The organism is Kitasatospora sp. NPDC056531, assembly GCF_042794375.1.
In the GTDB taxonomy this organism is placed as follows: domain Bacteria; phylum Actinomycetota; class Actinomycetes; order Streptomycetales; family Streptomycetaceae; genus Kitasatospora.
The window spans coordinates 30091-56166 of sequence record NZ_JBHTTU010000041.1 but is presented as its reverse complement, the minus strand read 5'-3'; the positions used below and the strand labels follow the sequence as shown (position 1 = coordinate 56166).

Genomic DNA, 26076 nt, shown 5'->3' with positions numbered 1-26076 from the left:
CCTGGCGGCCGCCCGGGGCCGTGGGGCCCGGGCGGCGGCCCGTTCAGTTGAGTGTCGGATGTCTCGTCGTGGTGCTAACGGCGCGGCTGGGCGTCCAGTACCTGCTGGAGCGCCTCGAACTCCTCGACGCACTTGCCGGAGCCGAGCGCGACGGAGTCGAGCGGGTTCTCGGCGATGTGGATCGGCATGCCGGTCTCGCGGCGCAGCCGCTCGTCCAGGCCGCGCAGCAGGGCGCCGCCGCCGGTGAGGACGATGCCGCGGTCCATGACGTCGCCGGCCAGCTCGGGCGGGCACTGGTCGAGGGTGGTCTTGACCGCGTCGATGATCGAGTTGACCGGCTCGTCGATGGCCTCGCGGACCTCGGCGGCGGAGATGACCACGGTCTTGGGCAGGCCGCTGACCAGGTCGCGGCCGCGGATCTCGGCGTGCTCGTCCTTCTCGCCCTCCAGGCCGAAGGCGCTGCCGATGCTCATCTTGATCTGCTCGGCGCTGCGCTCGCCGAGGAGGAGCGAGTACTCCTTCTTGATGTGCTGGACGATCGCGTTGTCCAGCTCGTCGCCGGCCACCCGGATGGACTGGGCGGTGACGATGCCGCCGAGGGAGATCACGGCGACCTCGGTGGTGCCGCCGCCGATGTCGACGACCATGTTGCCGGTGGCCTCGTGGACGGGCAGGCCGGCACCGATCGCGGCGGCCATCGGCTCCTCGATGATGTGCACCTGGCGCGCGCCGGCCTGCGAGGAGGCCTCGATGACGGCGCGGCGCTCCACGCCGGTGATACCGGAGGGCACGCAGACCACGACGCGCGGGCGGGCGAGATAGCGGCGGCGGTGGATCTTGAGGATGAAGTAGCGCAGCATCCGCTCGGTGATCTCGAAGTCGGCGATCACGCCGTCCTTGAGCGGGCGGATGGCGACGATGTTGCCGGGCGTACGGCCGATCATCTTCTTGGCCTCGGCGCCGACCGCGAGGATGCCGCCGGTGTTGGTGTTGACCGCGACGACGGACGGCTCGTTGAGGACGATCCCCTTGCCCCTGACGTACACCAGCGTGTTGGCAGTTCCGAGGTCGATCGCCAAGTCGCGGCCGATGAACGACAGGTTGCTCGCCATGGGGTGTGGGTGCCTTCCCGGGCTCGGAGTTCATGGGGTGTGGACGGATGCAGCGCCCACGCTTGGGCGGAGACCAGCTGAGCTGCCTTACCGGGCCCTTGAGTCGCGTCCATCGTAGTCACGCCGCGCGGCACGGACGTCGACGTGGGGCACACCGTCCATTGTCCGGAGCGTGATCGCTTCTCCGAGCATTGGGACGCCGTGTCGGCATCCCCAGTTCCCTATTTCACGATAAGAATGCCCCGGCCGGGCCAATGGTCCCGACCGGGGCAGTCCCAAGGTCCTGCGGGCCGTGACGAGCTGCCCGCCGGGGCGGATCGTCCGGCCTTCCCGGGCATGTCGCCCGGCTCGGATCAGGCGTGAGCCGGGAAGAAGATCTTGATCTCGCGCTCGGCGGACTCCGGGGAGTCGGAGGCGTGGATCAGGTTCTCGCGGGTGATCGTCGCGTAGTCGCCGCGGATGGTGCCGGCCCCGGCCTCCAGCGGGTTGGTGGCACCGGCCAGCATGCGGATGCCCTTCACGACCTCCTCGCCCTCGACGATCATCGCGATCGACGGGCCGGAGGTCATGAACTCCAGCAGCGGCTCGTAGAACGGGCGGCCGACGTGCTCCTCGTAGTGCTGCTCCAGCGTCGCCCGGTCGAAGGTGCGCAGCTCCATGGCGGCGAGCTGCCAGCCGGCCTTGCGCTCGATGCGGCTGATGATCTCGCCGGCCAGGCCGCGGCGGACGGCGTCGGGCTTGAGCAGGACGAGAGTGCGCTGGGACACGGTGCGTCTCCTGGGGATTCGGTTCGGCAGACAGTCGGGTCGCGAGGCGGGAGCCGACAGGGCAGAGGTTACCTTGCGTACACGGCGTGTCGGTCCGCCGGTCCCGGCCCCGGCCCTGTACGGCCGCCGGCTCAGGCCTGTACGGCCGCCCCGGCCTCGGCGGCCGCGCGGGCGGCCTTGAACTCGTCCACCTTGCGGCCGTAGTGCACCGAGCACCACCACAGGCCGGCGAAGACCACGCCGAGGCCGAACATGGTCGGCAGGATGAAGCCGCTGGCGATCAGGCCGATCTGCAGCACCCAGCCGATCTGCACCGCGCCGGGGCGGTTGATCATGCCGCAGAGCGCGACGCACAGCGCCATCGCGATCCCGCTGACGATCCACACCGTGGCCGTCGAAACGCTGGAGAGCTGCATCGCGACCAGCGCCGCGAAGAGAACCAGCAGCGCCTCGCCGATCAAGGTCGAGGAGCAGAGCGTCCTCATGTCACTTCCTCCCGAGCAGCAGGCGGGCCTCGCCCACCGTGATGACCGAACCGGTGACCAGCACCCCGGCGCCGCCGAGGTCGCCCTCCTCCTCGGCCAGGGTGACGGCGGCGGCGATGGCGTCGTCGAGCCGGGGCTCGACCTGGACGCGGTCCTCGCCGAAGATCTCGACGGCCAGGGCCGCGAGCGCGTCCACGTCCATCGCACGATGGGTGGAGTTCTGGGTGATGACGACCTCGGCCAGGATCGGCTCGAAGGCCTCCAGCACGCCGGCCACGTCCTTGTCCCCGGAGGTGCCGATCACACCGACCAGGCGGGTGAAGCCGAAGGACTCGGAGATCGCGGCGACGGTGGCCTGGGCGCCGTGCGGGTTGTGCGCCGCGTCGAGGATGATCGTGGGGCTGCGGCGGACGATCTCCAGGCGGCCCGGCGAGGAGACGCCGGAGAAGGCCTGGCGGATCTTGTCCACGTCAAGCTGCCCGCCGCGGGCGCCGCCGACGCCGAAGAAGGCCTCGACCGCGGCCAGCGCCAGCGCCGCGTTGTGCGCCTGGTACTCGCCGTGCAGCGGGATGAAGACGTCCTCGTACTCCTCGCCGCCGAGCCCGCGCAGCGTCACCAGCTGGCCGCCGACGGCGAGTTCACGGCGGATCACACCGAACTCCATGCCCTCGCGGGCGACCGTGGCGTCCACCTCGACGGCCCGGCGCAGGATGGTCTGGGCGGCGTCCAGCTGCTGCTGGGCGACCACGGCGACGGCGCCGGACTTGATGATCCCGGACTTCTCGACCGCGATCTCGCCGGTGGTCTCGCCGAGCTTGTCGGTGTGGTCCAGCCCGATCGGGGTGATCACGGCGACGGCGGCGTCGATGACGTTGGTGGCGTCCCAGGAGCCGCCCATCCCGACCTCGACCACCGCGACGTCCACCGGGGCGTCGGCGAAGGCGGCGTAGGCCATGCCGGTCAGCACCTCGAAGAAGGACATCGGCACCGGCTGCGTCGCGTCGACCATCTGCACGTAGGGCTCGATGTCGCGGTAGACCTCGACGAACCGCTCGGGGCTGATCGGGGCGCCGTCCAGGCTGATCCGTTCGGTGACGGTCTCCACGTGCGGGCTGGTGTAGCGGCCGGTGCGCAGCTCGAAGGTGTTGAGCAGCTGCTCGATCATCCGGGCGGTGGAGGTCTTGCCGTTGGTCCCGGTGATGTGGATGGAGGGGAAGGACCGCTGGGGCTGGCCCAGGATGTCCATCAGCGCCTCGATCCGGTCGAGCGAGGGCTCCAGCTTGTTCTCCGGCCAGCGCTTGGACAGCTCGAGCTCGACGTCGCGCAGGGCGTCGCCGGTGCCGCCGTCGGCGGGGCGGAGGGTGTACGGGTTCGGGTCGGCCTTGTCGCTCACGACCACAGTCTACGGAGCGGCGGCGGTCCGTCCCCACAGGGTGAGAGCGGGGGCGGTGGCGGGGGCGGCGGCCGCGGCGAGAACGGCCAATTTGCCCGGGCTCTGCCCCATGCCTCCGATTTACTCCCTTTGCTATTGTTTTAGCGAGTTTGAACGGCAATGAAGCATCGATTCGCAAGTCATAGGAGCTGACAGCCTTTGATCATGAGGCCCTTGATAGTGAGGAGAGCCGCGCCATGCCCGACACCCTGCACGACTGGATCGTGTTCCGTCAGGAAGAGATCGTCTGGGTCGCCGGACTGATCTCCCCGGCACTCGTCGGCTACATGGCCTTCGTCTTCGGACGCTTCCTCGTGTACCGGGCCGGCTCCCGCCACGCCTTCGAGCACAACAAGCCCGCCGAGCCCGGCGACCCGTCCGCCTTCCAGTGGCACCTGGTCATCCCCTGCCGCGACGAGGAGGCCGTGGTCACCCAGACCCTGGCGGGTCTGCGGGCCGGCGCGCCCGACGCCCACCTGTGGGTGATCGACGACGACAGCGAGGACGCCACCCGCGACCTCGTGCTCACCGCCGCGGCCCGCGACCCCCGCATCCACCTGGTCCAGCGCCGCCGCCCGCACGCCCGGACCGGCAAGGGCGCCGCCCTCAACGTCGCCTACCGCGAGATCTCCGCCTGGCTGCCCGAGTCCACCGACCGCTCCCGCGTGGTGATCGGCGTGGTCGACGCCGACGGCCGGCTCGGCCCGGGCACCCTCGGTCAGGTCTGCAACCCCAAGGCGCTCGGCCGCCCCGACACCGGCGCCGTCCAGATCGGCGTGCGGATGCGCAACGCCGACGACGAGCGACCGCTGCCCGGCCGCGGCCGCACCGCCAACGCCTTCGCCCGCGCCCTGGTCCGGATGCAGGACGTCGAGTTCCAGGCCAACAACGCGGGCATGCAACTGCTGCGCCGCCGCACCGGCAGCGTCGGCCTCGGCGGCAACGGACAGTTCGTCCGGCTCACCGCCCTGGACTCGCTCACCACCGAGGAGGGCCGGGCCGGCCGCCCCTGGCCCGAGCGCGCCCTGCTGGAGGACTACGAGTCCGGCCTCGACCTGCGGCTGGCCGGCTGGCGGCTCACCCACATCACCGAGGCCCAGGTCTCCCAGGAGGCCCTGGTCTCGCTGCGCCGCTTCCTCACCCAGCGCACCCCCTGGGCCCAGGGCAACATGCAGTGCCTGCGCTACACCGGCCGGGTGCTGCGTTCCCCGCACTACACCTGGTCCGGCAAGGCCGAGCTGCAGGGAGGTGATGTACACCTTCCTGCAGCCCGTGGTCTGTGTGCTGCTGGTGCTGCTCTTCCCGCTCTCGCTCGGGATCACCGCCGCCGGGCTGGTGCTCTTCCCCGCCGAGACCGCCGAGTTCCAGCTCCGGTTCGGCCCGTGGATGCTGCTCGCCTTCGCGCTCGCCGCCCTGTCGATGGTGTTCTGGGGCCTCGCCTACCGCAAGCACGTCCACACCGACCGCAGCCGGCTCACCGGGCTGCTCTGGGGCGTCCTGGTCTGGCTCTACGCCTACCACCTCTTCGTGGTCGCCCCACGTGCCGCCGTACGGATACTGCTCGGCCGCAACGGCTGGGCCAAGACCCGGCGCAATGCCGAGAAGGTCGCCTTCGGCGCCCCCACGGCGCTCGAATCCTGTGCACCGCTCCACCGAGCGCCCGGAGGCGATGGCGGCCGGCTTCGCCGCGCTGGTGCAGCCCGGCGAGGAGCTGGACGAGCTGGCCCGCGCCTGGCTGTCCGACACCCCGGAGCGGCTGGCCCGGCTGGCCGCCACCCCGAGCCCGTACGGCGACGGCCTCGCCTCGGCCCTGATCGCCACGCTGACCGCCGAACTGGCCACCGGGTCGGCCGGGCACAGCGAGGCCCCGGCGCTGCCGCTGGCCGCGTAGGGCCTCTTGACGACCGGATCGGCCCACTCCACCTTGCGAGTCAAGTCTCCTTTGTGGAAAGGGACTTGAGCTGGTCGACCAACCGGACCGCCAGAACGGGCGATCCGGCCGCCGACGCCGTCGGCACACCCTTCGGCTCGGGGCACAGGGCCCGGGCCCGTCGAGGGGTCAGGCCCCGGCCCGGGCCTCGGGGACGTGCGCGGAGCCGCCGTGGCGACGGCGCAACTCGGCCGTGATCTCGGCCAGTTCGCCCTCGGGCAGCAGCGGCAGCATCATCGCGACGCCCTGCAGCAGGCCGCCGAGCAGGAAAGTGGTGTCCGCCGTCGCGGCGACCAGCCCGCGGACCTCGGCCACCTCGCCGGCCGCCACCGCCTCGATCAGCTGGGCTGCGGACGCGGTCTCCTCGTCCACCTGGACCGCCGCGGTGTCCTCGGGGGCCCGCCGGGCCATCGACCGCAGCACCCGGTCGCCGACCTCGGGGGCGTACGCCTTGCGGACGGCCTCGGCGGCGATCCAGGTGAGCAGCGTGGTCACCTCCCGTTCGACGTTCTCCTCGAACAGCAGGTCCAGCTCGTGGTCGAACGCGAGCTGGTTCCCGTGCCGGAAGGCGAGCAGCAGCGTCGCCGCCCTGGCCTTGGCCTCCTCGACCGCCGCGGCAGGCAGCTCCTCGGCCAACTCCTCGGTCACCACCACGCCATGCCCTCCCGTCCGTCGTTCACTAGGAACGCTCAGCAGAAACGCCTTCGGAAACTCCGTGCACACCGTACACATCCGACCTGCAAACTTCCGCGAACGCGCGCGGGCAAGACCGGAATCAATTCGCTCGGAATAGGACCCCACCCGGTCCAGGATGAATATTCGCCGGAAGGGAGCAATGTTTCTGCTCTATTAGGCGTAGCGACTGCGACTTTCCGGAAAAGCCCGAGGGGCCGCACCCCGCGTGTCGCGGAGTGCGGCCCCTCGAAGGGCGATCGGGCTCAGCCCTGCGGCAGCGCCGCGAGCTGGGCGGTGATCCGCGCGATGTCGGCCTCGGCGGCCTCCTGGCGGCCCCGGATCTTGGCGACCACCTCGTCCGGCGCCTTGGCCAGGAAGGCCTCGTTGCCGAGCTTGGCGGCGGTCTGGGCCTTCTCCTTCTCGGCGGCCGCGAGGTCCTTGGCGAGGCGCTTGCGCTCCGCCGCGACGTCGATGGTGCCGGAGAGGTCCAGCGAGACGGTGGCACCGGCGACCGGCAGCGAGGCGGTGGCCGCGAAGCCCTCCTCGGGGGCGGTCAGCCGCAGCAGCGAGCGGATCGCGTCCTCGTGGGCGGCCAGCGCGGTGCCGTCCAGCTCCAGCTGCGCCGGGACGCGCTGGCCCGGCTTGAGGCCCTGGTCGGTGCGGAACCGGCGGACCTCGGTGACCACCTGCTGCAGCGTGGCGATCTCGGCCTCGGCCGCGGTGTCACGGTAGCCGCTGTCCTTCGGCCAGTCGGCGATGACCACCGACTCGGCACCGGTGAGCGTGGTCCACAGCGTCTCGGTGACGAAGGGCACGATCGGGTGCAGCATCCGCAGCGTGACGTCCAGGACCTCGCCGAGCACCCGGCGCGCGGCGTCGGCCTGCGGGCCGCCCTTGGCCAGGGTGGTCTTGGAGAGCTCGACGTACCAGTCGAAGACCTCGTCCCAGGCGAAGTGGTACAGCGCCTCGGAGAGCTTGGAGAACTGGTAGTCCTCGTACAGCGCGTCCACCTCGGCGACGGTGCTGCCCAGACGCGACAGGATCCAGCGGTCGGTCGCGGTCAGCTCCTCCGGCGCGGGCAGCGGGCCCTCGACGGTGGCGCCGTTCATCAGCGCGAAGCGGGTGGCGTTCCAGATCTTGTTGGCGAAGTTGCGGGCCGCCTGGACCCAGTCCTCGCCGATCGGCACGTCGACGCCGGGGTTGGCACCGCGCGCGAGCGTGAAGCGCAGCGCGTCGGAGCCGTACTTGTCCATCCAGTCCAGCGGGTTGACCACGTTGCCGAAGGACTTCGACATCTTCTTGCCGTTCTGGTCACGGACCATGCCGTGCAGCGCGATGGTGTGGAACGGCGGGGTGCCGTCCATCGCGTAGAGGCCGAACATCATCATCCGGGCGACCCAGAAGAACAGGATGTCGTAGCCGGTGACCAGGACGGAGTTCGGGTAGAACTTCGCGAGGCTCTCGGTCTGCTCCGGCCAGCCGAGCGTGGAGAACGGCCACAGGCCGGAGGAGAACCAGGTGTCCAGGACGTCGGTGTCCTGGTGCCAGCCCTCGCCGGCGGGCGGCTGCTCGTCGGGGCCGACGCAGACGATCTCGCCGTTCGGGCCGTACCAGACCGGGATGCGGTGACCCCACCACAGCTGGCGCGAGATGCACCAGTCGTGCAGGTTGTCGACCCAGTCGAAGTACCGCTTCTCCATCTCCTGCGGGTGGATCTTGACCTTGCCGTCGCGGACCGCGTCACCGGCGGCCTGGGCGAGCGGGCCGACCTTGACCCACCACTGCATGGACAGCCGCGGCTCGATGGTGGTCTTGCAGCGCGAGCAGTGGCCCACCGAGTGGACGTACGGGCGCTTCTCGGCGACGATCCGGCCCTCGGCGCGCAGCGCGGCGACGATCGCCGAGCGGGCCTCCAGGCGGTCCAGGCCGAGGAAGGGGCCGTGCGCGGTGATGACGGCGTGCTCGTCCATCACGGCGATGTTGGGCAGGCCGTGCCGCTGGCCGATCTCGAAGTCGTTCGGGTCGTGCGCGGGCGTCACCTTGACGGCGCCGGTGCCGAACTCCGGGTCGACGTGGGCGTCGGCGACGACCGGGATGCGACGGCCGGTCAGCGGCAGCTCGATCTCGGTGCCGACCAGGTGCTTGTAGCGCTCGTCCTCCGGGTGGACGGCGACCGCGGTGTCACCGAGCATCGTCTCGGCGCGGGTGGTGGCCACGACGATCGAGTTCTCACCCTCGCCGTAGCGGATCGAGACCAGCTCGCCGTCGTCGTCCTGGTACTCCACCTCGATGTCCGAGATGGCGGTCAGGCAGCGCGGGCACCAGTTGATGATGCGCTCGGCGCGGTAGATCAGCTCGTCGTCGAAGAGCTTCTTGAAGATGGTCTGGACGGCCTGGGACAGGCCCTCGTCCATGGTGAACCGCTCACGGGACCAGTCCACGCCGTCGCCGAGGCGGCGCATCTGGCCGGAGATCTGGCCGCCGGACTCCGCCTTCCACTTCCAGACGCGCTCGACGAAGGCCTCGCGGCCCAGGTCGTGGCGGGACTTGCCCTCCTTGGCGAGCTCGCGCTCGACCACGTTCTGGGTGGCGATGCCGGCGTGGTCCATACCGGGCTGCCACAGCGCCTCGTAGCCCTGCATCCGCTTGCGGCGGACCAGCGCGTCGATCAGCGTGTGCTCGAAGGCGTGGCCCAGGTGCAGACTGCCGGTGACGTTCGGCGGGGGGATGACGATCGTGAACGGGGGCTTGTCGCTCTTCGCGTCCGCGGTGAAGTAGCCACGCTCTACCCAGCGCTCGTACAGCTCGCCCTCTACGTCCGCGGGGGTGTAGGTCGTCGGGAGGGTTGCCGCATCGTCCCCGGTGGTGTTCACGGGGCGCTGGTTCGTCGTGTCGGTCACGACGCACAGTTTACGTAACCCCGGGCGCTGGTTACGAACCGCTTTCGGTCCGTGGACTCGCCCCGCCCGAACGCTCCCTCGACGGGCACCGTGCGGTAGCGTGCCCGGGCACTTGTCCGGGTGTCCGGGCGTGCACGGAACTACCCAACACCACGATCGGCCGCGGGTGCGGCGGGGGAGCACGAGGACAGATGTACGGCCAGGGACAGCAGTATCCGCAGGGTCAGCCTTACGGCGGTCAGCCTTATGGCGGCCCGCCGCCCCAGCAGCCCTACGGCGCCCCGCAGCCCCAGTACGGATACCCGCCGCAGCAGCAGCCCTACGGCGCCCCGCAGCAGCCGTACGGCGTGCCGCCGCAGGCGCCGTACGGGCAGCCGGGCTACCCGACGCAGCCGCAGAAGGGCAAGGGCGGTCTGGTGATCGGCCTGGTGATCGGCGCCCTGGTGCTGGGCGGCGGCGGTTTCGCGGCCTGGAAGTTCCTCGGCGGCAGCGACGCGGGCGGCCAGTACAAGCTCACCGCCCCGCAGACGCTGCTGGACGGCTACGTCCAGAAGTCGGCGAAGGACCAGCCCGCCGACATGAGCAACCCCCAGGCGGCGAAGTTCGGCAAGGACCTGCACGGGCTGGGCGCCAGCTACAGCAAGGGCGCCGACATCAAGAACATGGACTCGCTGTCGATCATCGGCATCTATGGGGACCTCAACGACCCGGACCAGATCATCGCCGACTCGAAGAAGGACAGCGGCGGACTGACCTGGACCACGCCGATGACCGACTACCCCGCGCAGGACAGCCACGCCTCCGCGGGCAAGCTCAGCTGCGGCGTGGCCAGCGTCATCGCGGGCAAGCCCGGGCCGACGATCTGCGTGTGGGCGGACAAGTCCACCTTCGGCCGGGTCACCTTCACCCACCTCAGCCTGGGCAGCACCGGCGGTGACACCAACCAGGGCATCACCCCGGACCAGGCCGCGGAGAAGACCCGGGCGATCCGCGACGCCATGAAGGTCGCCAAGTAACGGGCACGTCATGCGAAGGGGCCCCGCACCGGATCCGGTGCGGGGCCCCTTGCGTGACTGCCGTCGGGTCAGGCGCTCTTCTCGCGGCGCTCGCGCTTGATCATGTCGCGCGGGACGAGGGTGGGGATGGCGTGCTTGGAGACCACGTCCCCGGTGACCACCACGCGGGCGACGTCCTGGCGCGAGGGCACCTCGTACATCACGGACATCAGCACCTCCTCCATGATGGCCCGCAGACCGCGCGCGCCGGTGCCGCGCAGGATCGCCTGGTCGGCGATCGCCTCCAGCGCGTCCCGGGAGAACTCCAGCTCCACGCCGTCCAGTTCGAAGAGCTTGCGGTACTGCTTGACCAGCGCGTTCTTCGGCTCGGTGAGGATCTGCAGCAGCGCCTCGCGGTCGAGGTTGTGCACGCTGGTGATCACCGGCAGACGGCCGATGAACTCGGGGATCATGCCGAACTTCACCAGGTCCTCGGGCATCACCTGGCGGAAGTGGTCGCTGGCGTCCGACTCGCGCTTGGAGCGGATGTTGGCGCCGAAGCCGATGCCCTTGGCACCCGCACGGCCCTCGATGATCCGCTCCAGGCCGGCGAACGCGCCGCCGACGATGAACAGCACGTTGGTGGTGTCGATCTGGATGAACTCCTGGTGCGGGTGCTTGCGCCCGCCCTGCGGCGGCACCGAGGCGGTGGTGCCCTCCAGGATCTTCAGCAGCGCCTGCTGCACGCCCTCGCCGGAGACGTCGCGGGTGATCGACGGGTTCTCGCTCTTGCGGGCGACCTTGTCGATCTCGTCGATGTAGATGATCCCGGTCTCGGCCTTCTTGACGTCGTAGTCGGCCGCCTGGATCAGCTTGAGCAGGATGTTCTCGACGTCCTCGCCGACGTAGCCGGCCTCGGTCAGCGCGGTGGCGTCCGCGATCGCGAAGGGCACGTTCAGCATCCGGGCCAGGGTCTGCGCCAGCAGGGTCTTGCCGGAGCCCGTGGGGCCCAGCAGCAGGATGTTCGACTTGGCCAGCTCGATGGCGTCCTCGCGGCCGTTGCCGCCGCTGCGCCCGGCCTCGCCGGCCTGGACCCGCTTGTAGTGGTTGTAGACGGCCACCGACAGCGCCTTCTTGGCGAGGTCCTGCCCGACCACGTACTGGTCCAGGAACTCGTAGATCTCGCGCGGCTTCGGCAGTTCCTCGAAGCGGACCTCGGAGGTCTCGGCGAGTTCCTCCTCGATGATCTCGTTGCACAGGTCGATGCACTCGTCGCAGATGTACACGCCTGGGCCGGCGATCAGCTTCTTCACCTGCTTCTGCGACTTGCCGCAGAACGAGCACTTGAGCAGGTCGCCACCGTCTCCGATGCGTGCCACGAGGTGCTTCCCCTTCGCCAGGGGCCCCGCAGGGGTTCCGGGGCCTGGTGCTGTGGACCGTCCGCGCCGACGGCGCTCGGTCTCGCTATCCGACGGTACTCTGCCGGGCTGGTGATTCCGTCCTCTTCGCCGGGTCTGCCCTACGCCCTGGGCGAATTGATACCGAACAGATGCCGTGCCAGAGCCCGCCGACGGGTCGGGGCGGGACGCGCGACCGGGTGCGCGTCCCGCCCCGACGGTGCCGGCCTCAGGAGGTCAGCGAGGTCTTGCGGGTGGAGATGATCTGGTCGACCAGACCGTACTCGACGGCCTCCTCGGCGGTCAGGATCTTGTCGCGCTCGATGTCCTCGCGCACCTGCTCGACCGACTTGTTGGAGTGCTTGGAGAGCATCTCCTCCAGCTGCTCGCGCATCCGGAAGATCTCCTTGGCCTGGATCTCCAGGTCGGACACCTGGCCGCGGCCGGTCTCGGTGTACGGCTGGTGGATCAGGATGCGGGCGTTCGGCAGCGCCATCCGCTTGCCGGGGGTGCCGGCGGCGAGCAGCACGGCCGCGGCGGAGGCCGCCTGGCCCATGCAGACCGTGGTGATGTCCGGCTTCACGTACTGCATCGTGTCGTAGATGGCCGTCAGGGCCGTGAACGAGCCGCCGGGCGAGTTGATGTACATCTGGATCTCGCGGTCCGGGTCCATCGACTCCAGGCACAGCAGCTGCGCCATGATGTCGTTCGCCGAGACGTCGTCCACCTGCGAGCCGAGGAAGATGATGCGCTCCTCGAACAGCTTGGCGTACGGGTCGTACTCGCGGATGCCCTGCGTGGTGCGCTCGACGAAGCGCGGGACGATGTATCGGCCCTCGGCGCGCATGTCCTCGACGCGGGCCTTGGCGGCCGACAGGCTGGGGATGTTCATGGGGGTTCTTGTCCTCCGGGGCGTTGGGGCTGTGGTCTCGTGGGCCGGGCCGAGGCTCAGGCGCCCGTGCCGCCGCCGCCGGGGACGTCCGCGGCGCTGTGCATGATCGCGTCGATCAGGCCGTACTCCAGGGCCTCCTCCGGCGTGAACCAGCGGTCGCGGTCGGAGTCCCTGGTGATCTGCTCGAAGGACTGGCCGCTGTGGAACGCGATCAGCTCGGACATCCGCTTCTTGGTGCGGAGCAGCTGCTCGGCCTGGATGCGGATGTCGGTGGCGGAGCCGCCGAGGCCCGCGGAGGGCTGGTGCATCAGGATGTTGGCGTTCGGCAGCGAGAAGCGCTTGCCCTTGGCGCCGGCGGTCAGCAGGAACTGGCCCATCGAGGCGGCCATGCCCATCGCGATGGTGACGACGTCGTTCTTGATGTACTGCATGGTGTCGTAGATCGCCATGCCGGCCGAGATCGAGCCACCCGGGGAGTTGATGTAGAGGAAGATGTCCTTGTCCGGGTCCGCGGCCAGCAGCAGCAGCTGGGCGGTGATCTTGTTGGCGATGTCGTCGTCGACCTGCTGGCCGAGGAAGATGATCCGCTCGCCCAGCAGCCGGTTGTAGACCTGGTCGCCGAGGCCGCCGAGCACGTCACCAGCGGCGGCGTGCGGCGCCATCGGGCCAGGCATCTGCATCTGCGGGAACGTCACTTAGCCACCTGCTCAGTCGATTTGGACGGTCGCTCCACGGCCGTCGCGGTGTCGCACAGCTTCCGGGTATCACGTCGTGATTGTTGCTGTCCAAGGACCCTAACGCGCAGGCCGGGCCGCAGAATCCCTCACGCAGAACTGTTCGCTGTGAGCGCAGGGTCGCGGCGGTGCGCGGGGGGACGACAGCGGGGCCAAGGGAAAGGAGAAAGCCCGGGCACCCCTTCTCCCCCCCCGGGGCCCCCCAGGCCCCCCCCCCCCTCTCTTCCGGCCGCCCCCCCCCAGCGCGGGTGGTGTGTGGGTGGGGGGGTGGTGTGGTGGGTGTGGGGGGGACACCGGCCGTTCCCCCCCCCCCCTCCCCTCCCCTTCCCCCGCTGGGCTGCCTCAGGGGGCTACCGGGGCTCAGGCCTCGGTGTTCTCCTCGGCGGCGGCCTCGACGGTCTCGCCCGTCTCGTCCTCGTCGTCGAAGTTGATCTCGTTGCCCTCGGTGTCGACGACCTTGGCGGCCTCGACCACGGTGGCCAGCGCCTTGCCGCGGGCGACCTCGCCGACCAGCAGCGGAACCTGGCCGCCCTGGACGACCTGCTGGGCGAACTGGTCCGGGGTGAGGCCGGAGCCGGCGGCGCGGCGGATGAGGTGCTCGGTGAGCTCCTCCTGGTTAACACCCAGCTCCTCGTTGGCGACGATCTGGTCCAGGACGAACTGGGTCTTGATGCCCTTCTTCGCCTGCTCCTCGATCTCCGCGTCCCACTCCTCGCGGGTCTTGCCCTGGGTCTCCAGGTAGGTGTCGAGGTTCAGGCCCATCGGCTCGAGCTGGTGGTGCTCGACGTTGTGCTTGCGGGTCTCGATCTCGTCCTTGAGGAGCTTCTCGGGGTACTCGATCTCAACCAGCGCGAGCAGCGCGTCCAGCACCTTCTCCTGGGCCTGGGTGGCCTGGTCGTACTCCTTCATGCGCTCCAGGCGCTTGCGGGAGTCGGCGCGCAGGTCCTCCAGGGTGTCGAACTCGCTGGCCAGCTGGGCGAACTCGTCGTCCAGCTCCGGCAGCTCCTTCTCCTGGACGGTGGTGACGGTGACGGTGACCTCGGAGGTCTTGCCCGCCTGGGTGCCACCCTTGAGCTCGGTGCTGAAGGTCTTCTCCTCGCCGGCGGACAGGCCGGTCACGGCCTCGTCGATGCCGTCGATCAGGCGGCCCGAGCCGATCTCGTAGCTGACGCCGTTCGCGGTGCCGTCCTCCGGCACCTCGCCGTCGACCTTGGCGACCAGGTCAACGACCACGATGTCGCCGGCAGCGGCGGCGCGCTCGACGTCCTTGACCGAGGAGAAGCGCTCGCGCAGCTGCTCGAGCGACTTCTCGATGTCCTCGTCGGAGACGGCGATCGGGTCGACGGTCACCTCGATGGAGGAGAACTCCGGCAGGGTGATCTCCGGGCGGATGTCCACCTCGGCGGTGAACTTCAGGTCACCACCGTCGGCGATCTTCTCGACACCCTCGATGTTGGTGATGTCGGGCTGGCCGAGGACCTCGATCTTGCCCTCGTCGACGGCCTGCGTGTAGAAGCGCGGCAGGGCGTCGTTGACGGCCTCCTCCAGCACGGCGCCACGGCCGAAACGCTGGTCGATGACGCGAGCCGGGATCTTGCCCTTGCGGAAGCCCGGAACCGTGACCTGCTGGTTGATCTTCTTGTACGCCGCGTCGAGGCTGGGCTTGAGCTCCTCGAAGGGCACCTCGACGGTGAGTCGAACCCGGGTCGGGTTCAGAGTCTCGACGGCGCTCTTCACGGTTAGGTCTCCTATGGGCTTGCGGTCAGATTGTCTCCGCCTGTTCCGTTCCGTTCGGACGGGGCCGGTACGGGCGGTTCGGGCGAGACGGGCGATGGGCGGTTGGAGCTGCATCTCCCGTGGGCGGACGGTGAGCGTGACTCCTCGCCCTCGTGCGGTTGACCTGGGTGGACGCCACAGGGACTACCGCCAGCGCCCCATCCTACCGGTACCACGAAAGGCGGACGCCAGACGCCACCGTACCGCCCCGACAGAACAGGGCCCCGCCCCGATGGGCGAGACCCTGCCGCACTCACTGTCGGGGTGACCGGATTCGAACCGACGGCCTTCCGCTCCCAAAGCGGACGCGCTACCAAACTGCGCCACACCCCGTGGTGCCGAGAGGAAGCGTACACGCCGGGCCTGTACGGCTCGCCGACTATTTCGGGGCGGGGCGCAAGCGGGTTCGCGGGGAATGCGGTGTGCACAGGAGCGACCGGACCAGGTACGCTGTCTCCCGAACTTCCGGCCGGAAACGGCCCGGGGGGTCGCGCGGGCGTAGCTCAATGGTAGAGCCCTAGTCTTCCAAACTAGTCACGCGAGTTCGATTCTCGTCGCCCGCTCTTCCGGCCCGGCCCCGGTGCGCCCAGCGCATCGGGGCCGTCGGCGTTTTCGGCGTGTCCGGGGTTCCCGGCGGGATCAGAGCCCGAGCCGGGCGGCCCGGGCGGCGGCCCGGTCGAGCAGCTGGTGGATGTCACCCTCCCGGGTGGTGGGGCGGTCGTTGTACTCGTCCGGGGAGCGTGCCGGGCGCCCGGTGGCGTGCAGCACCTCCATCAGCTGGGCCCGGGCGGTGCGCACGGTCGCCGGGGTGCCGTAGCCGTACGCCAGGACGGCGGCCTGGGCGCCGAGCAGGCAGACCCGGCCGGAGTGGTCCCACATCGCTCCCTGCAGCCAGCCGTGGGCGCCGATGAAGCGGGAGGCGAGCCGCAGGTGGTCGGCGGCGCTGACCGGGACGGGACGGGCGGGCCGGCGCAGCGCCCGGTCGAGCAGGGTGGCCCGGGGCGCCGGGTGGCCGGCGTTCCAGGGGCGCAGGGTGCTGCCGTACCGGCAGACGTACGGCGCCGGGGTGCGCGCAGGGGCCGGCAGCGAGGCGAGGTACGCCTCGATCTCGGCGACCAGGCCGGAGCCGTCCGGGCCCGCCGGCAGCCCCGACAGGGGGGCCGGGAGCTGCGGAAGGGGCGTCAGGTCGGTGCGGGGCATGCGGGCTCTCCAGGCGGGCGGCCTTCAGGTTCCGCTCACCAAAGTGGGGCATTCGGAACATTTCCGCGACCGGAGGGTGGGCCTGCGCGAACGGTTTCCCGGTTGGCGGTCGGGCCGATAGCCTCGGCGGCGTTCGAGCGCAGTTCGAGCGCAGTTCGAGCGCGGCCGCAGCCGGCGCGCTCCCTAGGTGGAGGAGTCCCGGTGCGTCCGCAGGAGCGACTGGCCGTCATACAGCGCTGCGTGGTCCGGGAGATGGCGCGACTGGGTCAGGAGTTCCATCCGGACGGCGAGATCGTGCGCGGCCCGGGCACCACGGCGGTGGCGGTGCGCGAGCACCCCGGGGACGACGGCGCCGGGCACGTGGACCTCGGCTTCGTGCTGCAGCTGGGCCGGGCGGACGCGCCGGTGGTGTGGGACTGCGCGGCGGGCCTCGGCAAGACCGAGGAGGAGAAGCTCGCGAACGCGGTGAAGATGTGGGCGACCACCACCGCCTCGGTGCTGGTCGAGCTGGCCGAGGGCCGCGGGGTGCACGCCGACCACGCCGATCTGCCCCAACTCCCGGGCTGGCACGCGGTGCAGGGGCCGGCGGCGGTGTTCGGCTTCGGCAACGAGCACCTGGCGGCCTGGCTCGCCGAGCACCGGGTGCTGCCGGCGCTGGCGCCCGCGCTGCGGGCGGAGCTGGCCGGGCCGGGCCCGGTGGGGGTGAAGCTCTTCCTGGGCGGGAAGGCGGGCGACGACGTCGCCGAGGTCCGGGTGGGCGGCGAGGTGTCGGAGGCGGCCTCCGCGGCGCTGCGCGCGCTGGACTGGCCGCGGGGCGAACGGCTGTGCTGGGCACGGCTGTTCGTGCTGTTGACGGCGGAGCGGACAGCACCGGTCACGGCCGCGCCGGCGGGTGCCGCGGCACCCGCACCCGTGCGCGTCCCGGCCCCGGCGGCGATGCGCCCCCGGGGTCTGTTCGCCCGCTGGCGGGAGGCCCGACGGGCCGGCCGGTGAGAGCGATTCGCCCGCTCGCCCCCTTCGGCTCGGGGCCGGCGTGGTGCGAGAAGCCCGGCGGCCCGTACCCGGTCAGCCGCCGGTGATGCTGGAGATGCTGTGCGCCAGGTTGGACAGCAGGGAGTTGATCGAGCCCGCCATGGTCGTCTCGTGCAGCATGAAGCCGAACAGGGCGGCGACGATGCCATGGGCGATCTTCATCTGCTTGTTCCGGATGAAGATGATGCACAGGATCGCGAACAGGACCAGCGCGGAGACGGAGAGTGCCACCCGGACTCACTTCCTCGTTTCATAGCGTGGTGCCGCCGCCCGGCGGCACCTGCGAAGCCGGACCCCGGCCTGTCCGACGGTCCCGAGGCGGAATCGCGGACCGTCCGGCGCAGTGCCGGTGAGGGAGCCCACGCTCGAGCGCTGTCTGCCGTACCGCACGTGTCGCCCCCCATCCCCCGAATCCTGAACAGTCCCGCCCGGACTCAGTGTGGTCGACCGTGCCGATTGCGTAAAGGTCTGACAGTCAGCCCAACGCCGATATCCTGCGATGCGAGACGAGTTTCCGCCGACCGGGACGATATCGGAGCCGTCCTGACGAATCGTCGGCGGGGCGTGCTGAGCGGCCGGGAAACGCCCGGAGGCGGGGAGCGGAAGCCGCTGATCCGGTCAGCCGACGGGGCGCCCGATATGGCCGAAGATCAGCTGCCAGGCTTGACAGCGAGGCTGCCGGTGGCACATGACGCGAACCCACGCCCCGAGCCGAAGGGGCGCGCCGGTGCCGAAAAGGAGAAGCGACCAGCGAGGTACGAGCGCCGGAGCGCCGACCGTCGGCACCGGGTCCGAGCGCCCCGGAGGCGAGCGGGCGAGTAACAGCTCAGTCGCGCCAGAGCAGCAGGACCGCTCGGTCGTCGTTGATGTCCCGGGCCACCGTCTCGATCAGCGCGGCCGCGGCCCCCGCGCCGCTGCCCGGGCCGCCGCCGGGGACCAGCCGGTCCGCCTCCCCCATCAGCCGGTCCATGCCCTCGGCGAGGTCCCGGCCCGGCGCCTCCACCATGCCGTCGGTGCACAGCATCAGCACGTCGCCGCGGTTCAGCCGGCCGCGCACGCCCTCGAACTTGGCGCCGTCGTAGATCCCGAGCAGCGGTCCCTCGGCCTGCTTGACCTCCCAGCGTCCGGCGCCGGCCAGTCGCTGCATGCCCGGCAGGTGCCCGGCCGAGAGCAGTTCGTACTCGCCGGTGTCCAGGTCCAGTACCAGGTGGACGGCGGTGGCGAAGCCCTCCTCCCAGGACTGGCGCAGCAGGTAGCCGTTGGCGGCGGGCAGGAAGTCGTGCGCGGGCAGCGAGCCGACCAGGCCGCCGAAGGCGCCGGAGAGCAGCAGCGCCCGGGAGCCGGCGTCCATGCCCTTGCCGGAGACGTCCGCGAGGACCACCTCCAGCAGCCGCTGGCCGGGGCCGGTGCGGGCGGCCACCACGAAGTCCCCGGAGAAGGACTGCCCGCCGGCCGGGCGCAGCGCCATGTCGGCGTGCCAGCCGTCCGGCAGCCGGGGCACCCGGCTCTGCACCCGCAGCCGCTCGCGCAGGTCGAACAGCATGGTGGAGCCGCCCCACCAGGGAACGCCGACCCGGGCCCGGAACTGGGCCAGCAGCAGGCCGCCCACCCCGGCGGCGCCGACCACCAGGGCGGCGCCCGGGGTCACGCCGTAGACGTAGGCCTCCGGGTTCTCGCTGGCGACCCGCTGGCCGGTGTGGATCACGGACTCGGCGGACAGCCCGAGGGCGGCCAGCGCGTAGAGCACCACCAGGCTGCCGGGGCGCAGCAGCAGCGCGCCGGCCAGGATCGGCAGGACCAGGGCGGTGGGCGGGGCCCAGTCGGGGATCCAGACGTTGAGCAGGATCAGCAGCGGGACGAGCAGGGCCAGCGCGCAGAGCACCGGCCAGTCGGCGGCGCCGCCGCGGAAGTAGTCGACACCGGCCGTGCGCAGCCTTCGGCGGACCCGGCGGAGCCTCTTGCGCAGCCGGGCCGTCACGGGCTCGGACGCCGGGGCGGCGCCGGGCCTCGTCGCAGTCGTCTGGGGCGGTGCGCCCGGCGGTCTGCCAGCCATGGGGCCCGACCCTATCCACGGGTGCGGCCCGGCGTCGACGGCCCGGGGGCGGGCAGCGATGTCGACGCGCGGGGGGCTCAGCGGGTTTCGGCCGATCGGAGCGGTGCCGGGCGCGCCGTCAGGAGGCATGCGCCGGTTGGGCGTACGGAGCCTGCGAGTGGCGTGCGCGCCCCGCGTGCGGGGGTGTGCGTGCGCCGGGGCCTGTGGCCGATCCCACAGGTCCGGGGGCCGGGGCGGGTCTCGCGGATCTCCGCCGCGCCCCCGGGGCGGAAACGGCGGCGGCCGGTCGCACCCGAGGGTGCGGCCGGCCGTCGTGGGCGGGTGGGTGGCGGGATCAGCCCTGCGGGTGGTGGGCCGGGATCGGCGGGAGTTCGCCGGTGGTCTCGTACTCGCTCAGCATCTCGATCCGGCGGGTGTGCCGCGGCTCGCCGCTGTAGGGGGTGTTGAGGAAGACCTCGACGAACTTGGTGGCCTCCTCCTGCGTGTGCATGCGGCCGCCGATGGAGATCACGTTGGCGTTGTTGTGCTGACGGCCGAGCTCGGCGGTCTGCAGGCTCCAGGCCAGCGCCGCACGGACGCCCTTGACCTTGTTGGCGGCGATCGCCTCGCCGTTGCCCGAGCCGCCGATCACGATGCCCAGGGCCTCCGCGTCGGCGGCGGTGCGCTCGGCGGCGCGCAGGCAGAACGGCGGGTAGTCGTCCTCGGCGTCGTAGATGTGCGGCCCGCAGTCGACCGGCTCGTGGCCGGCCTCCTTCAGCCACTCCACCAGGTGGTTCTTCAGTTCGTATCCGGCATGGTCGGAGCCCAGGTACACGCGCATGCCATGAGTGTGGCATGCGCGCGCGCCCGGGCCCGACAACGGGGTGTCAGCGCTTGCCGAGCAGCTTCCAGGCCAGCGGCAGCGCGCCGGCGGCGAAGGCCGCCTTGAGCGCGTCGCCGACCAGGTACGGGTAGAGGCCGAGCTCGGCGGCGCGGGCGAGCGACACGTGCAGGGTGAAGGCCAGGTACGGCACGCCGACCGCGTAGATGGCGAGGCTGCCGAGGACCATGGTGACGGCGGTGTTCACCGGGGTGCGGTCGGCGCCGCGGCGGGCCAGCGCGCCGGTCAGGGCGGCGGCGAGGACGAAGCCGAGCACGTAGCCGAAGGAGGGCATGGCCCAGCCGGAGGTGCCCTCGGCGAACCAGGGCATGCCCGCCATGCCGGCCAGCAGGTAGAGGGCGAGCGAGGCGACGCCGCGGCGGGCGCCGAGCGCGGTGCCGACCAGCAGGGCGGCGAAGGTCTGGCCGGTGACCGGCACCGGCGAGCCGGGGACGTTGACCGACAGCTGGGCGGCCACACCGGTCAGCGCGGCGCCGCCGACCACCAGGGCGAGGTCACGGGCCTGCGCGCCGAGGCGGGTGGAGGCGGCGGGCAGCAGGTCGGCGAGGACGGCGCGGCGCGCTATCGGGGTGGTGGCAGTGGCCATCGGGGGATCCTCCGTACGGGTCCAGGTGAGTGAACACCTGTGAACCTACGCGGTGATCCACTGCGTCGCCGCCACGGTTTCGGACAAAGCCCCGCCCTCGGGCGTTGTCGGAACCGACCCGAAGCGACGTTCCGCAATCGGTCGGTCACGCCGGGGTGCGACCCGGTCCGCATGGTGGGCCGGAAGTGGACATTGTTGGCATGACCGGAGGGGTCCCCGGATATTGGACAGCTCATGCCGCATTCCGCACAGTCTGGATCCACCCCTATGGCCCCCACCTCCGCGCCCACGGCGTCCGGGACCACCGACGCCGCCCAGCCGGACGCCGGCCCGGCGTCCGGCCAGCAGCTCAGCCACGGGCTCAAGCAGCGCCACCTGTCGATGATCGCCCTCGGCGGCGTCATCGGCGCCGGCCTGTTCGTCGGCTCGGGCGCCGGCATCGCGGCCGCCGGTCCGGCGATCATCCTCGCCTTCGCCCTCTCCGGCCTGCTGGTCATGCTGATCATGCGGATGCTCGGGGAGATGTCCGCCGCCCGTCCGGCCTCCGGCTCGTTCTCGGTGCACGCCGAGAAGGAGATCGGCCCCTGGGCCGGGATCACGGCCGGCTGGATGTACTGGGTGATGCTCTGCTGCGGCGTCGCCGCCGAGGCCACCGCGGCCGGGAAGATCGTCAACGGCTGGATCCCCGGCGTCTCCGCCTGGGTCTGGGTCGGGCTGTTCATGGTCTTCTTCTGCGTCAGCAACCTGACCGCGGTGAAGAACTTCGGCGAGTTCGAGTTCTGGTTCGCCACCATCAAGGTCGCCGCGATCGTCGCCTTCCTGGTCCTCGGCGCGCTCGGCGTCGCCGGGGTGATCGGCCCCGGCGCCCCCGGCGCTGGCAACCTCACCGGGCAGGGCGGCTTCCTGCCCAACGGCGTCAGCGGGCTGATCGTCGGCCTGCTCGCCTCGGTGTTCGCCTACGGCGGCCTGGAGACGGTGACCATCGCCGCGGCCGAGTCCGACGACCCCAAGAAGAACGTCGCCAACGCGGTGCGCACGGCCGTGTGGCGGATCGCGATCTTCTACATCGGCTCGATGGCCCTGGTGGTCACCCTGGTCTCCTGGAAGGACCCGGCGGTCGTCGCCGACGGCCCGTACGTCACGGTGCTGCGCCACCTCGGGGTGCCCGCGGCCGGGACGATCATGGAGGCGGTGGTGCTGATCGCGCTGCTGTCCGCCATGAACGCCAACATCTACGGCGCCTCCCGGATGGCGTACTCGCTGGTCGGCCGCGGCCAGGGCCCCAAGGCGCTGGCCAAGGTCAGCGGCGGGGTGCCGCGCCGGGCCGTGCTGGCCTCCTGCCTGTTCGGCTTCGGCGCCGTGCTGGCCGCCAAGTTCTGGCCCGCCACCGTGTTCACCTGGCTGATGAACACCACCGGCGTGGCGATCCTGGTGGTCTGGCTGTTCATCTGCATCGTCCAGCTGCGGATGCGCCGCCGGCTGGAGCGCGAGGCGCCCGAGCTGCTCACCGTGAAGATGTGGGGCTACCCGTACCTGACCTGGATCGCGACGGCCGCGGTGGTCGGCATCCTCGCGCTGATGACCACCACCGACGGCAACCGCCAGCAGCTGTACGCGGCCGGGGTGCTGGTCGCGCTGCTGAGCGCCGCCGGCCTGCTCAAGCAGCGCCGGGACGCGGCCGCGCGCTGAGCCCCGGGACACGCGGAAGGGCCCGGTACCGCCACACGCTCGGTACCGGGCCCTTCCGCGTGCCGGACGGACCTACTCGAAGGACGGGCCCGCCGTACGGGTGCGCTTGATCTCGTAGAAGCCCGGGGTGGAGGCCACCAGCAGGGTGCCGTCCCAGAGCCGGGCCGCTGCCTCGCCCTTCGGGGCCGGGGTGACGACCGGGCCGAAGAAGGCCACCCGCTCGCCGTCCGCGCCCTCGACCGCGATCACCGGGGTGCCGACGTCCTCGCCGACCAGGGTGATGCCCTCCTTGTGCGAGGCGCGCAGGGCCTCGTCGTACGCGTCGGTGTCGGCCGCGTCCGCCAGCTCGGCGGGCAGGCCGGCGGCCACCAGGGCGGCCTGGATGGTCTCCCGGTTCTGCGGCAGGCCCTGGTTGTGGAAGCGCAGGCCCAGCTCGGTGTAGAGCCGGCCCAGCACCTCCTCGCCGTGCTGCTGGGCGGCCGCGATGCAGACCCGCACCGCGCCCCAGGCGTTGTCCAGCAGCTCGCGGTACTCCTGCGGCAGGTCGCGGTGCTCGTTGAGCACCGACAGGCTCATCACGTGCCAGTTCACGTCGACCGGGCGCAGCTGCTGGACCTCGATCAGCCAGCGGGACGTCATCCACGCCCACGGGCAGGCCGGGTCGAACCAGAAGTCGGCGGTCTTGCGCTCAGCGGCAGTCGTCACTGGGTCTCGTCCTTCGTGCGGTGATCCGAGGCAGCGGGGTGTTCCCCCACCCAGCCCCAACACCCGTCCGGCGCCGGTGATTCCGGCCCCGACCTGACGGCCTGTGCAATGGTACTGGCCGGGGCGGGCGTGAAAGGATGCCCCTGCGTGCACGGCGCACACCGCGCACGGGACATCCACGGACGCACCACCGTACGAGCCGGACAAAGGAGTACCGCCGTGCCGGGCAAGAACCTGAGCCGCGACGAAGCACAACAGCGAGCCGGCATCCTGGCCGTGGACGGCTACCGGGTCCGGCTGGACGTGACCTCGGCCCCCGACCCGGCCGCCGCCACCTTCCGCTCCACCACCACCGTCGCCTTCCGCTGCTCCCAGCCCGGCGCCGCCACCTTCCTCGACCTGCTCGCCCCGGCCGTCCGCTCGATCACTCTCAACGGCCGTGCCCTGGACCCGGCGACCGCCTACGACGGCGCCCGGGTGCACGTCGACGGCCTGGCCGCGGAGAACGTCCTCACCGTCGAGGCCGACTGCGCCTACAGCCGCACCGGCGAGGGCCTGCACCGCTTCGTCGACCCGGCGGACGGCGAGACCTACCTCTACACCCACTACGAGCCGGCCGACGCCCGCCGGGTGTTCGCGAACTTCGAACAGCCCGACCTGAAGGCCCCGTTCAGCTTCACGGTGACCGCCCCGGCCGCCTGGGACGTGTGGTCCAACGCCGTGCACGAGAGCGTGACCGAGGAAGGCGCCGCCCGCACCTGGGAGTTCGCGCCGACCAAGCCGATCTCCACCTACCTCACCGCCGTGGTGGCCGGCCCGTACCACGTCGCCCGCGACCACTACAGCCTCGAACTCGCCGACGGCACCACCCTGGAGATCCCGCTCTCCGCGATGTGCCGCAAGTCGCTCGCGCCGTACTTCGACGCGGACGAGATCCTCGGCGTCACCAAGCTCGGACTCGACTTCTTCCACGAGGAGTTCGACTTCCCGTACCCCTTCGGCAAGTACGACCAGGCCTTTGTCCCCGAGTACAACATCGGCGCGATGGAGAACCCGGGCTGCGTGACCTTCAAGGAGGAGTTCGTCTTCCGCTCGAAGGTCACCGACGCCGCCTACGAGGCCCGCGCCAACGTCGTCCTGCACGAGATGGCGCACATGTGGTTCGGCGACCTGGTCACCCCGCGCTGGTGGGACGACCTGTGGCTGAAGGAGTCCTTCGCCGACTTCATGGGCTCCTACGGCCTGATCGGCGCCCGCACCCGGTACTCCTCCGCCTGGGTCACCTTCGCCAACCAGCGCAAGGCCTGGGCCTACCGGCAGGACCAGTTCCCCACCACCCACCCGATCACCGCCGACATCCGCGACCTCGAGGACGCCAAGCTCAACTTCGACGGCATCACCTACGCCAAGGGCGCCTCCGTCCTCAAGCAGTTGGTCGCGTACGTCGGTTCGGAGGCCTTCTTCGAGGGCGCCCGGCGCTACTTCAAGCGGCACGCCTTCGGCAACACCGAACTGGCCGACCTGCTGGGCGTGCTGGAGGAGACCGGCGGGCGCGACCTGAAGAGCTGGGCCGCCGCCTGGCTGCAGACCGCCGGGGTCAACGCGCTCACCCCGCAGGTCACCACCGACGCCGAGGGCCGGATCACCGAGCTGGCCGTGCTCCAGGACACCGCGGACGATCCTGCGACTCCGTCGCGTGGCGTACTGCGCCCGCACCGGATCGCGGTCGGCCTGTACGACCGGGACGCCGACGGCGCCCTGGTGCGCACCGAGCGGATCGAGCTGGACGTCACCGGCACCCGTACGGTCGTCACCGAGGCGGTCGGCCGCCCGCGCCCGGCCCTGGTCCTGCTCAACGACGAGGACCTGACCTACTGCAAGATCCGCTTCGACGCCGAATCGCTGGAGGCCCTGCGCACCGGCCTCGGCGACATCCGCGACGAGCTGGCCCGCGCGCTCGCCTGGTCCGCCGTCTGGAACCTCACCCGGGACGGCCTGATGCCGGCCCGCGACTACGTCGCCCTGGTGCTGCGCTTCGCCGGCCAGGAGGGCAACATCGGCGTGCTGCAGTCGCTGCACGCCCAGGCCAAGACCGCCGTCGACCTGTACGCCGCCCCCGAGTGGCGTGCCGAGGGTGCCCGGCAGCTCGCCGACGGCGCCCTGCGCGAGCTGCGCGAGGCCGTTCCCGGCAGCGACCACCAGCTGGCCTGGGCCCGCTTCCTGGCCCAGACCGCGGGCGGCGCCGAGCACCTCGGTCTGGTCCGCGGCCTGCTGACCGGCAGCGCCCGGATCGACGGGCTGGAGGTCGACCAGGAGCTGCGCTGGTCGCTGTGGCTGGCGCTGGCCGCCGCCGGGCAGGCCGCCGACGAGGAGCTGGCCGAGGAGCTGGCCGCCGACAACACCGCGGGCGGCAAGCGCCAGTACACCCAGTGCCTGGCCGCCCGGCCCACCCCGGAGGCCAAGGCCGCCGCCTGGTCGGCCGTGCTCGACTCGGACGAACTGCCGAGCGCCATGGTCGAGGCCAACACCGCGGGCTTCTCGATCCCGGCCCAGCGCGACCTGACCGTCCTCTACGCGGCGCCGTACTTCAAGCTGCTGGAGAAGGTCTGGGCCGAGCGGACCATCGAGATCGCGATGCGGATCGTCGGCGGCTTCTTCCCGATCGCCCAGACCGACGAGCAGACCCTGGCCGAGGCCGACGCCTGGCTGTCCGGCCACCCGCAGGCGGCGCCGGCGCTGCGCCGCCTGGTGCTGGAGCGCCGGGACGACCTGGCCCGCGCGCTGCGGGCGCAGTCCTGCGACCGCGCCTGATCCACAGGTGACCGAAGGGCCCGCC

At 71.3% G+C, this 26076-nt stretch carries 21 protein-coding genes and 2 tRNA genes; 6 read left to right on the top strand and 17 right to left on the bottom strand.

From position 1 onward, the window contains the following. Positions 1-74 precede the first annotated feature (74 nt). The 4 genes from ACFQ87_RS28635 to ACFQ87_RS28620 form a co-directional block, all read right to left on the bottom strand. Positions 75-1100, bottom strand: a complete 1026-nt coding sequence (locus ACFQ87_RS28635) for a rod shape-determining protein (RefSeq protein WP_030256393.1) — start codon at positions 1098-1100, stop codon at positions 75-77. A gap of 365 nt (positions 1101-1465) precedes the next feature. Continuing rightward, positions 1466-1879: a nucleoside-diphosphate kinase gene (gene ndk / locus ACFQ87_RS28630; RefSeq protein WP_380613723.1), complete on the bottom strand. Its 414-nt coding sequence runs from the start codon at positions 1877-1879 to the stop codon at positions 1466-1468. Positions 1880-2010: 131 nt separating this feature from the next. Continuing rightward, positions 2011-2364 (bottom strand): DUF4233 domain-containing protein, encoded by a 354-nt coding sequence (locus ACFQ87_RS28625; protein WP_380613722.1) that lies wholly within the window; start codon positions 2362-2364, stop codon positions 2011-2013. Position 2365: 1 nt separating this feature from the next. Further along, entirely contained in the window at positions 2366-3757 is a 1392-nt protein-coding gene (locus tag ACFQ87_RS28620; RefSeq protein WP_380613721.1) for a bifunctional folylpolyglutamate synthase/dihydrofolate synthase, read from the bottom strand. Between the two features lie 236 nt (positions 3758-3993). Here ACFQ87_RS28620 and ACFQ87_RS28615 point away from each other — a divergent pair, with 236 nt between their 5' ends. Next, on the top strand, positions 3994-5610 hold the full coding sequence (locus ACFQ87_RS28615) for a glycosyltransferase (RefSeq protein ID WP_380613720.1): 1617 nt from the start codon (positions 3994-3996) through the stop codon (positions 5608-5610). Positions 5611-5855: 245 nt separating this feature from the next. On the opposite strand, the gene ACFQ87_RS28610 is transcribed toward ACFQ87_RS28615, so the two are convergent. Both ACFQ87_RS28610 and ACFQ87_RS28605 read right to left on the bottom strand, forming a co-directional pair. Next, positions 5856-6380, bottom strand: coding sequence for a hypothetical protein (locus ACFQ87_RS28610; RefSeq protein ID WP_380613719.1), 525 nt, complete (start codon positions 6378-6380; stop codon positions 5856-5858). Positions 6381-6664: 284 nt separating this feature from the next. Further along, positions 6665-9301 (bottom strand): valine--tRNA ligase, encoded by a 2637-nt coding sequence (locus ACFQ87_RS28605; protein ID WP_380613718.1) that lies wholly within the window; start codon positions 9299-9301, stop codon positions 6665-6667. Between the two features lie 191 nt (positions 9302-9492). On the opposite strand from ACFQ87_RS28605, the gene ACFQ87_RS28600 reads away from it, so the two are divergent. Beyond that, a complete protein-coding gene (locus ACFQ87_RS28600) occupies positions 9493-10317 on the top strand; it encodes a hypothetical protein (protein ID WP_380613717.1) in 825 nt (274 codons plus the stop codon). Between the two features lie 68 nt (positions 10318-10385). On the opposite strand, the gene clpX is transcribed toward ACFQ87_RS28600, so the two are convergent. From clpX to ACFQ87_RS28575, 5 genes are all read right to left on the bottom strand, one after another. Next, a complete protein-coding gene (clpX, locus tag ACFQ87_RS28595) occupies positions 10386-11675 on the bottom strand; it encodes an ATP-dependent Clp protease ATP-binding subunit ClpX (protein ID WP_063347569.1) in 1290 nt (429 codons plus the stop codon). A gap of 247 nt (positions 11676-11922) precedes the next feature. Beyond that, positions 11923-12585 carry an ATP-dependent Clp protease proteolytic subunit gene (locus ACFQ87_RS28590; RefSeq protein ID WP_153460658.1) on the bottom strand — a complete coding sequence of 221 codons (663 nt, stop codon included), beginning with the start codon at positions 12583-12585 and terminating at the stop codon, positions 11923-11925. Positions 12586-12641: 56 nt separating this feature from the next. Beyond that, positions 12642-13259, bottom strand: coding sequence for an ATP-dependent Clp protease proteolytic subunit (locus tag ACFQ87_RS28585; RefSeq protein WP_380613737.1), 618 nt, complete (start codon positions 13257-13259; stop codon positions 12642-12644). A 420-nt stretch (positions 13260-13679) separates the two neighbouring features. Continuing rightward, on the bottom strand, positions 13680-15056 hold the full coding sequence (gene tig, locus ACFQ87_RS28580) for a trigger factor (protein ID WP_380613716.1): 1377 nt from the start codon (positions 15054-15056) through the stop codon (positions 13680-13682). 298 nt (positions 15057-15354) lie between these two features. Beyond that, positions 15355-15428 (bottom strand) — tRNA-Pro (locus tag ACFQ87_RS28575). 159 nt (positions 15429-15587) lie between these two features. Here ACFQ87_RS28575 and ACFQ87_RS28570 point away from each other — a divergent pair. After that, a tRNA-Gly gene (locus ACFQ87_RS28570) sits at positions 15588-15658 on the top strand. A gap of 76 nt (positions 15659-15734) precedes the next feature. On the opposite strand, the gene ACFQ87_RS28565 is transcribed toward ACFQ87_RS28570, so the two are convergent. Then, positions 15735-16295, bottom strand: coding sequence for a hypothetical protein (locus tag ACFQ87_RS28565; protein WP_380613715.1), 561 nt, complete (start codon positions 16293-16295; stop codon positions 15735-15737). 201 nt (positions 16296-16496) lie between these two features. Between ACFQ87_RS28565 and ACFQ87_RS28560 the strand changes: the two genes are divergently transcribed. Then, the gene (locus ACFQ87_RS28560; protein ID WP_380613714.1) at positions 16497-17288 is read left to right on the top strand and encodes a DUF6348 family protein; all 792 of its coding nucleotides are present in this window, start codon (positions 16497-16499) and stop codon (positions 17286-17288) included. Between the two features lie 72 nt (positions 17289-17360). Here ACFQ87_RS28560 and ACFQ87_RS28555 read toward each other — a convergent pair whose 3' ends face one another. The 4 genes from ACFQ87_RS28555 to ACFQ87_RS28540 form a co-directional block, all read right to left on the bottom strand. After that, positions 17361-17558 (bottom strand): hypothetical protein, encoded by a 198-nt coding sequence (locus tag ACFQ87_RS28555; RefSeq protein ID WP_380613713.1) that lies wholly within the window; start codon positions 17556-17558, stop codon positions 17361-17363. A gap of 595 nt (positions 17559-18153) precedes the next feature. Further along, the gene (locus tag ACFQ87_RS28550) at positions 18154-19380 is read right to left on the bottom strand and encodes a PP2C family protein-serine/threonine phosphatase (RefSeq protein ID WP_380613712.1); all 1227 of its coding nucleotides are present in this window, start codon (positions 19378-19380) and stop codon (positions 18154-18156) included. Positions 19381-19714: 334 nt separating this feature from the next. Beyond that, positions 19715-20200 (bottom strand): ribose-5-phosphate isomerase, encoded by a 486-nt coding sequence (locus ACFQ87_RS28545; protein ID WP_380613711.1) that lies wholly within the window; start codon positions 20198-20200, stop codon positions 19715-19717. A 46-nt stretch (positions 20201-20246) separates the two neighbouring features. Beyond that, on the bottom strand, positions 20247-20846 hold the full coding sequence (locus tag ACFQ87_RS28540; RefSeq protein WP_380613710.1) for a biotin transporter BioY: 600 nt from the start codon (positions 20844-20846) through the stop codon (positions 20247-20249). Positions 20847-21113: 267 nt separating this feature from the next. Between ACFQ87_RS28540 and ACFQ87_RS28535 the strand changes: the two genes are divergently transcribed. After that, positions 21114-22535, top strand: coding sequence for an amino acid permease (locus ACFQ87_RS28535; protein WP_380613709.1), 1422 nt, complete (start codon positions 21114-21116; stop codon positions 22533-22535). Between the two features lie 72 nt (positions 22536-22607). Here the strand turns inward: ACFQ87_RS28535 and ACFQ87_RS28530 are convergent, their stop codons facing one another. After that, entirely contained in the window at positions 22608-23240 is a 633-nt protein-coding gene (locus ACFQ87_RS28530) for a DsbA family protein (RefSeq protein ID WP_380613708.1), read from the bottom strand. Between the two features lie 219 nt (positions 23241-23459). On the opposite strand from ACFQ87_RS28530, the gene pepN reads away from it, so the two are divergent. Next, the gene (gene pepN / locus ACFQ87_RS28525; protein WP_380613707.1) at positions 23460-26051 is read left to right on the top strand and encodes an aminopeptidase N; all 2592 of its coding nucleotides are present in this window, start codon (positions 23460-23462) and stop codon (positions 26049-26051) included. The last annotated feature ends 25 nt before the right edge of the window (positions 26052-26076 follow it).

What these genes read in the sequence shown, in the direction of transcription:
- ACFQ87_RS28550 (WP_380613712.1), bottom strand. Translation starts at nt 19,380, where the DNA reads ATGGCTGGCAGACCGCCGGGCGCACCGCCCCAGACGACTGCGACGAGG.
- ACFQ87_RS28590 (WP_153460658.1), bottom strand. Translation starts at nt 12,585, where the DNA reads ATGAACATCCCCAGCCTGTCGGCCGCCAAGGCCCGCGTCGAGGACATG.
- ACFQ87_RS28585 (WP_380613737.1), bottom strand. Translation starts at nt 13,259, where the DNA reads ATGCCTGGCCCGATGGCGCCGCACGCCGCCGCTGGTGACGTGCTCGGC.
- ACFQ87_RS28545 (WP_380613711.1), bottom strand. Translation starts at nt 20,200, where the DNA reads ATGCGCGTGTACCTGGGCTCCGACCATGCCGGATACGAACTGAAGAAC.
- ACFQ87_RS28535 (WP_380613709.1), top strand. Translation starts at nt 21,114, where the DNA reads ATGGCCCCCACCTCCGCGCCCACGGCGTCCGGGACCACCGACGCCGCC.
- ACFQ87_RS28600 (WP_380613717.1), top strand. Translation starts at nt 9,493, where the DNA reads ATGTACGGCCAGGGACAGCAGTATCCGCAGGGTCAGCCTTACGGCGGT.
- ACFQ87_RS28625 (WP_380613722.1), bottom strand. Translation starts at nt 2,364, where the DNA reads ATGAGGACGCTCTGCTCCTCGACCTTGATCGGCGAGGCGCTGCTGGTT.
- ACFQ87_RS28540 (WP_380613710.1), bottom strand. Translation starts at nt 20,846, where the DNA reads ATGGCCACTGCCACCACCCCGATAGCGCGCCGCGCCGTCCTCGCCGAC.
- ACFQ87_RS28615 (WP_380613720.1), top strand. Translation starts at nt 3,994, where the DNA reads ATGCCCGACACCCTGCACGACTGGATCGTGTTCCGTCAGGAAGAGATC.
- ACFQ87_RS28565 (WP_380613715.1), bottom strand. Translation starts at nt 16,295, where the DNA reads ATGCCCCGCACCGACCTGACGCCCCTTCCGCAGCTCCCGGCCCCCCTG.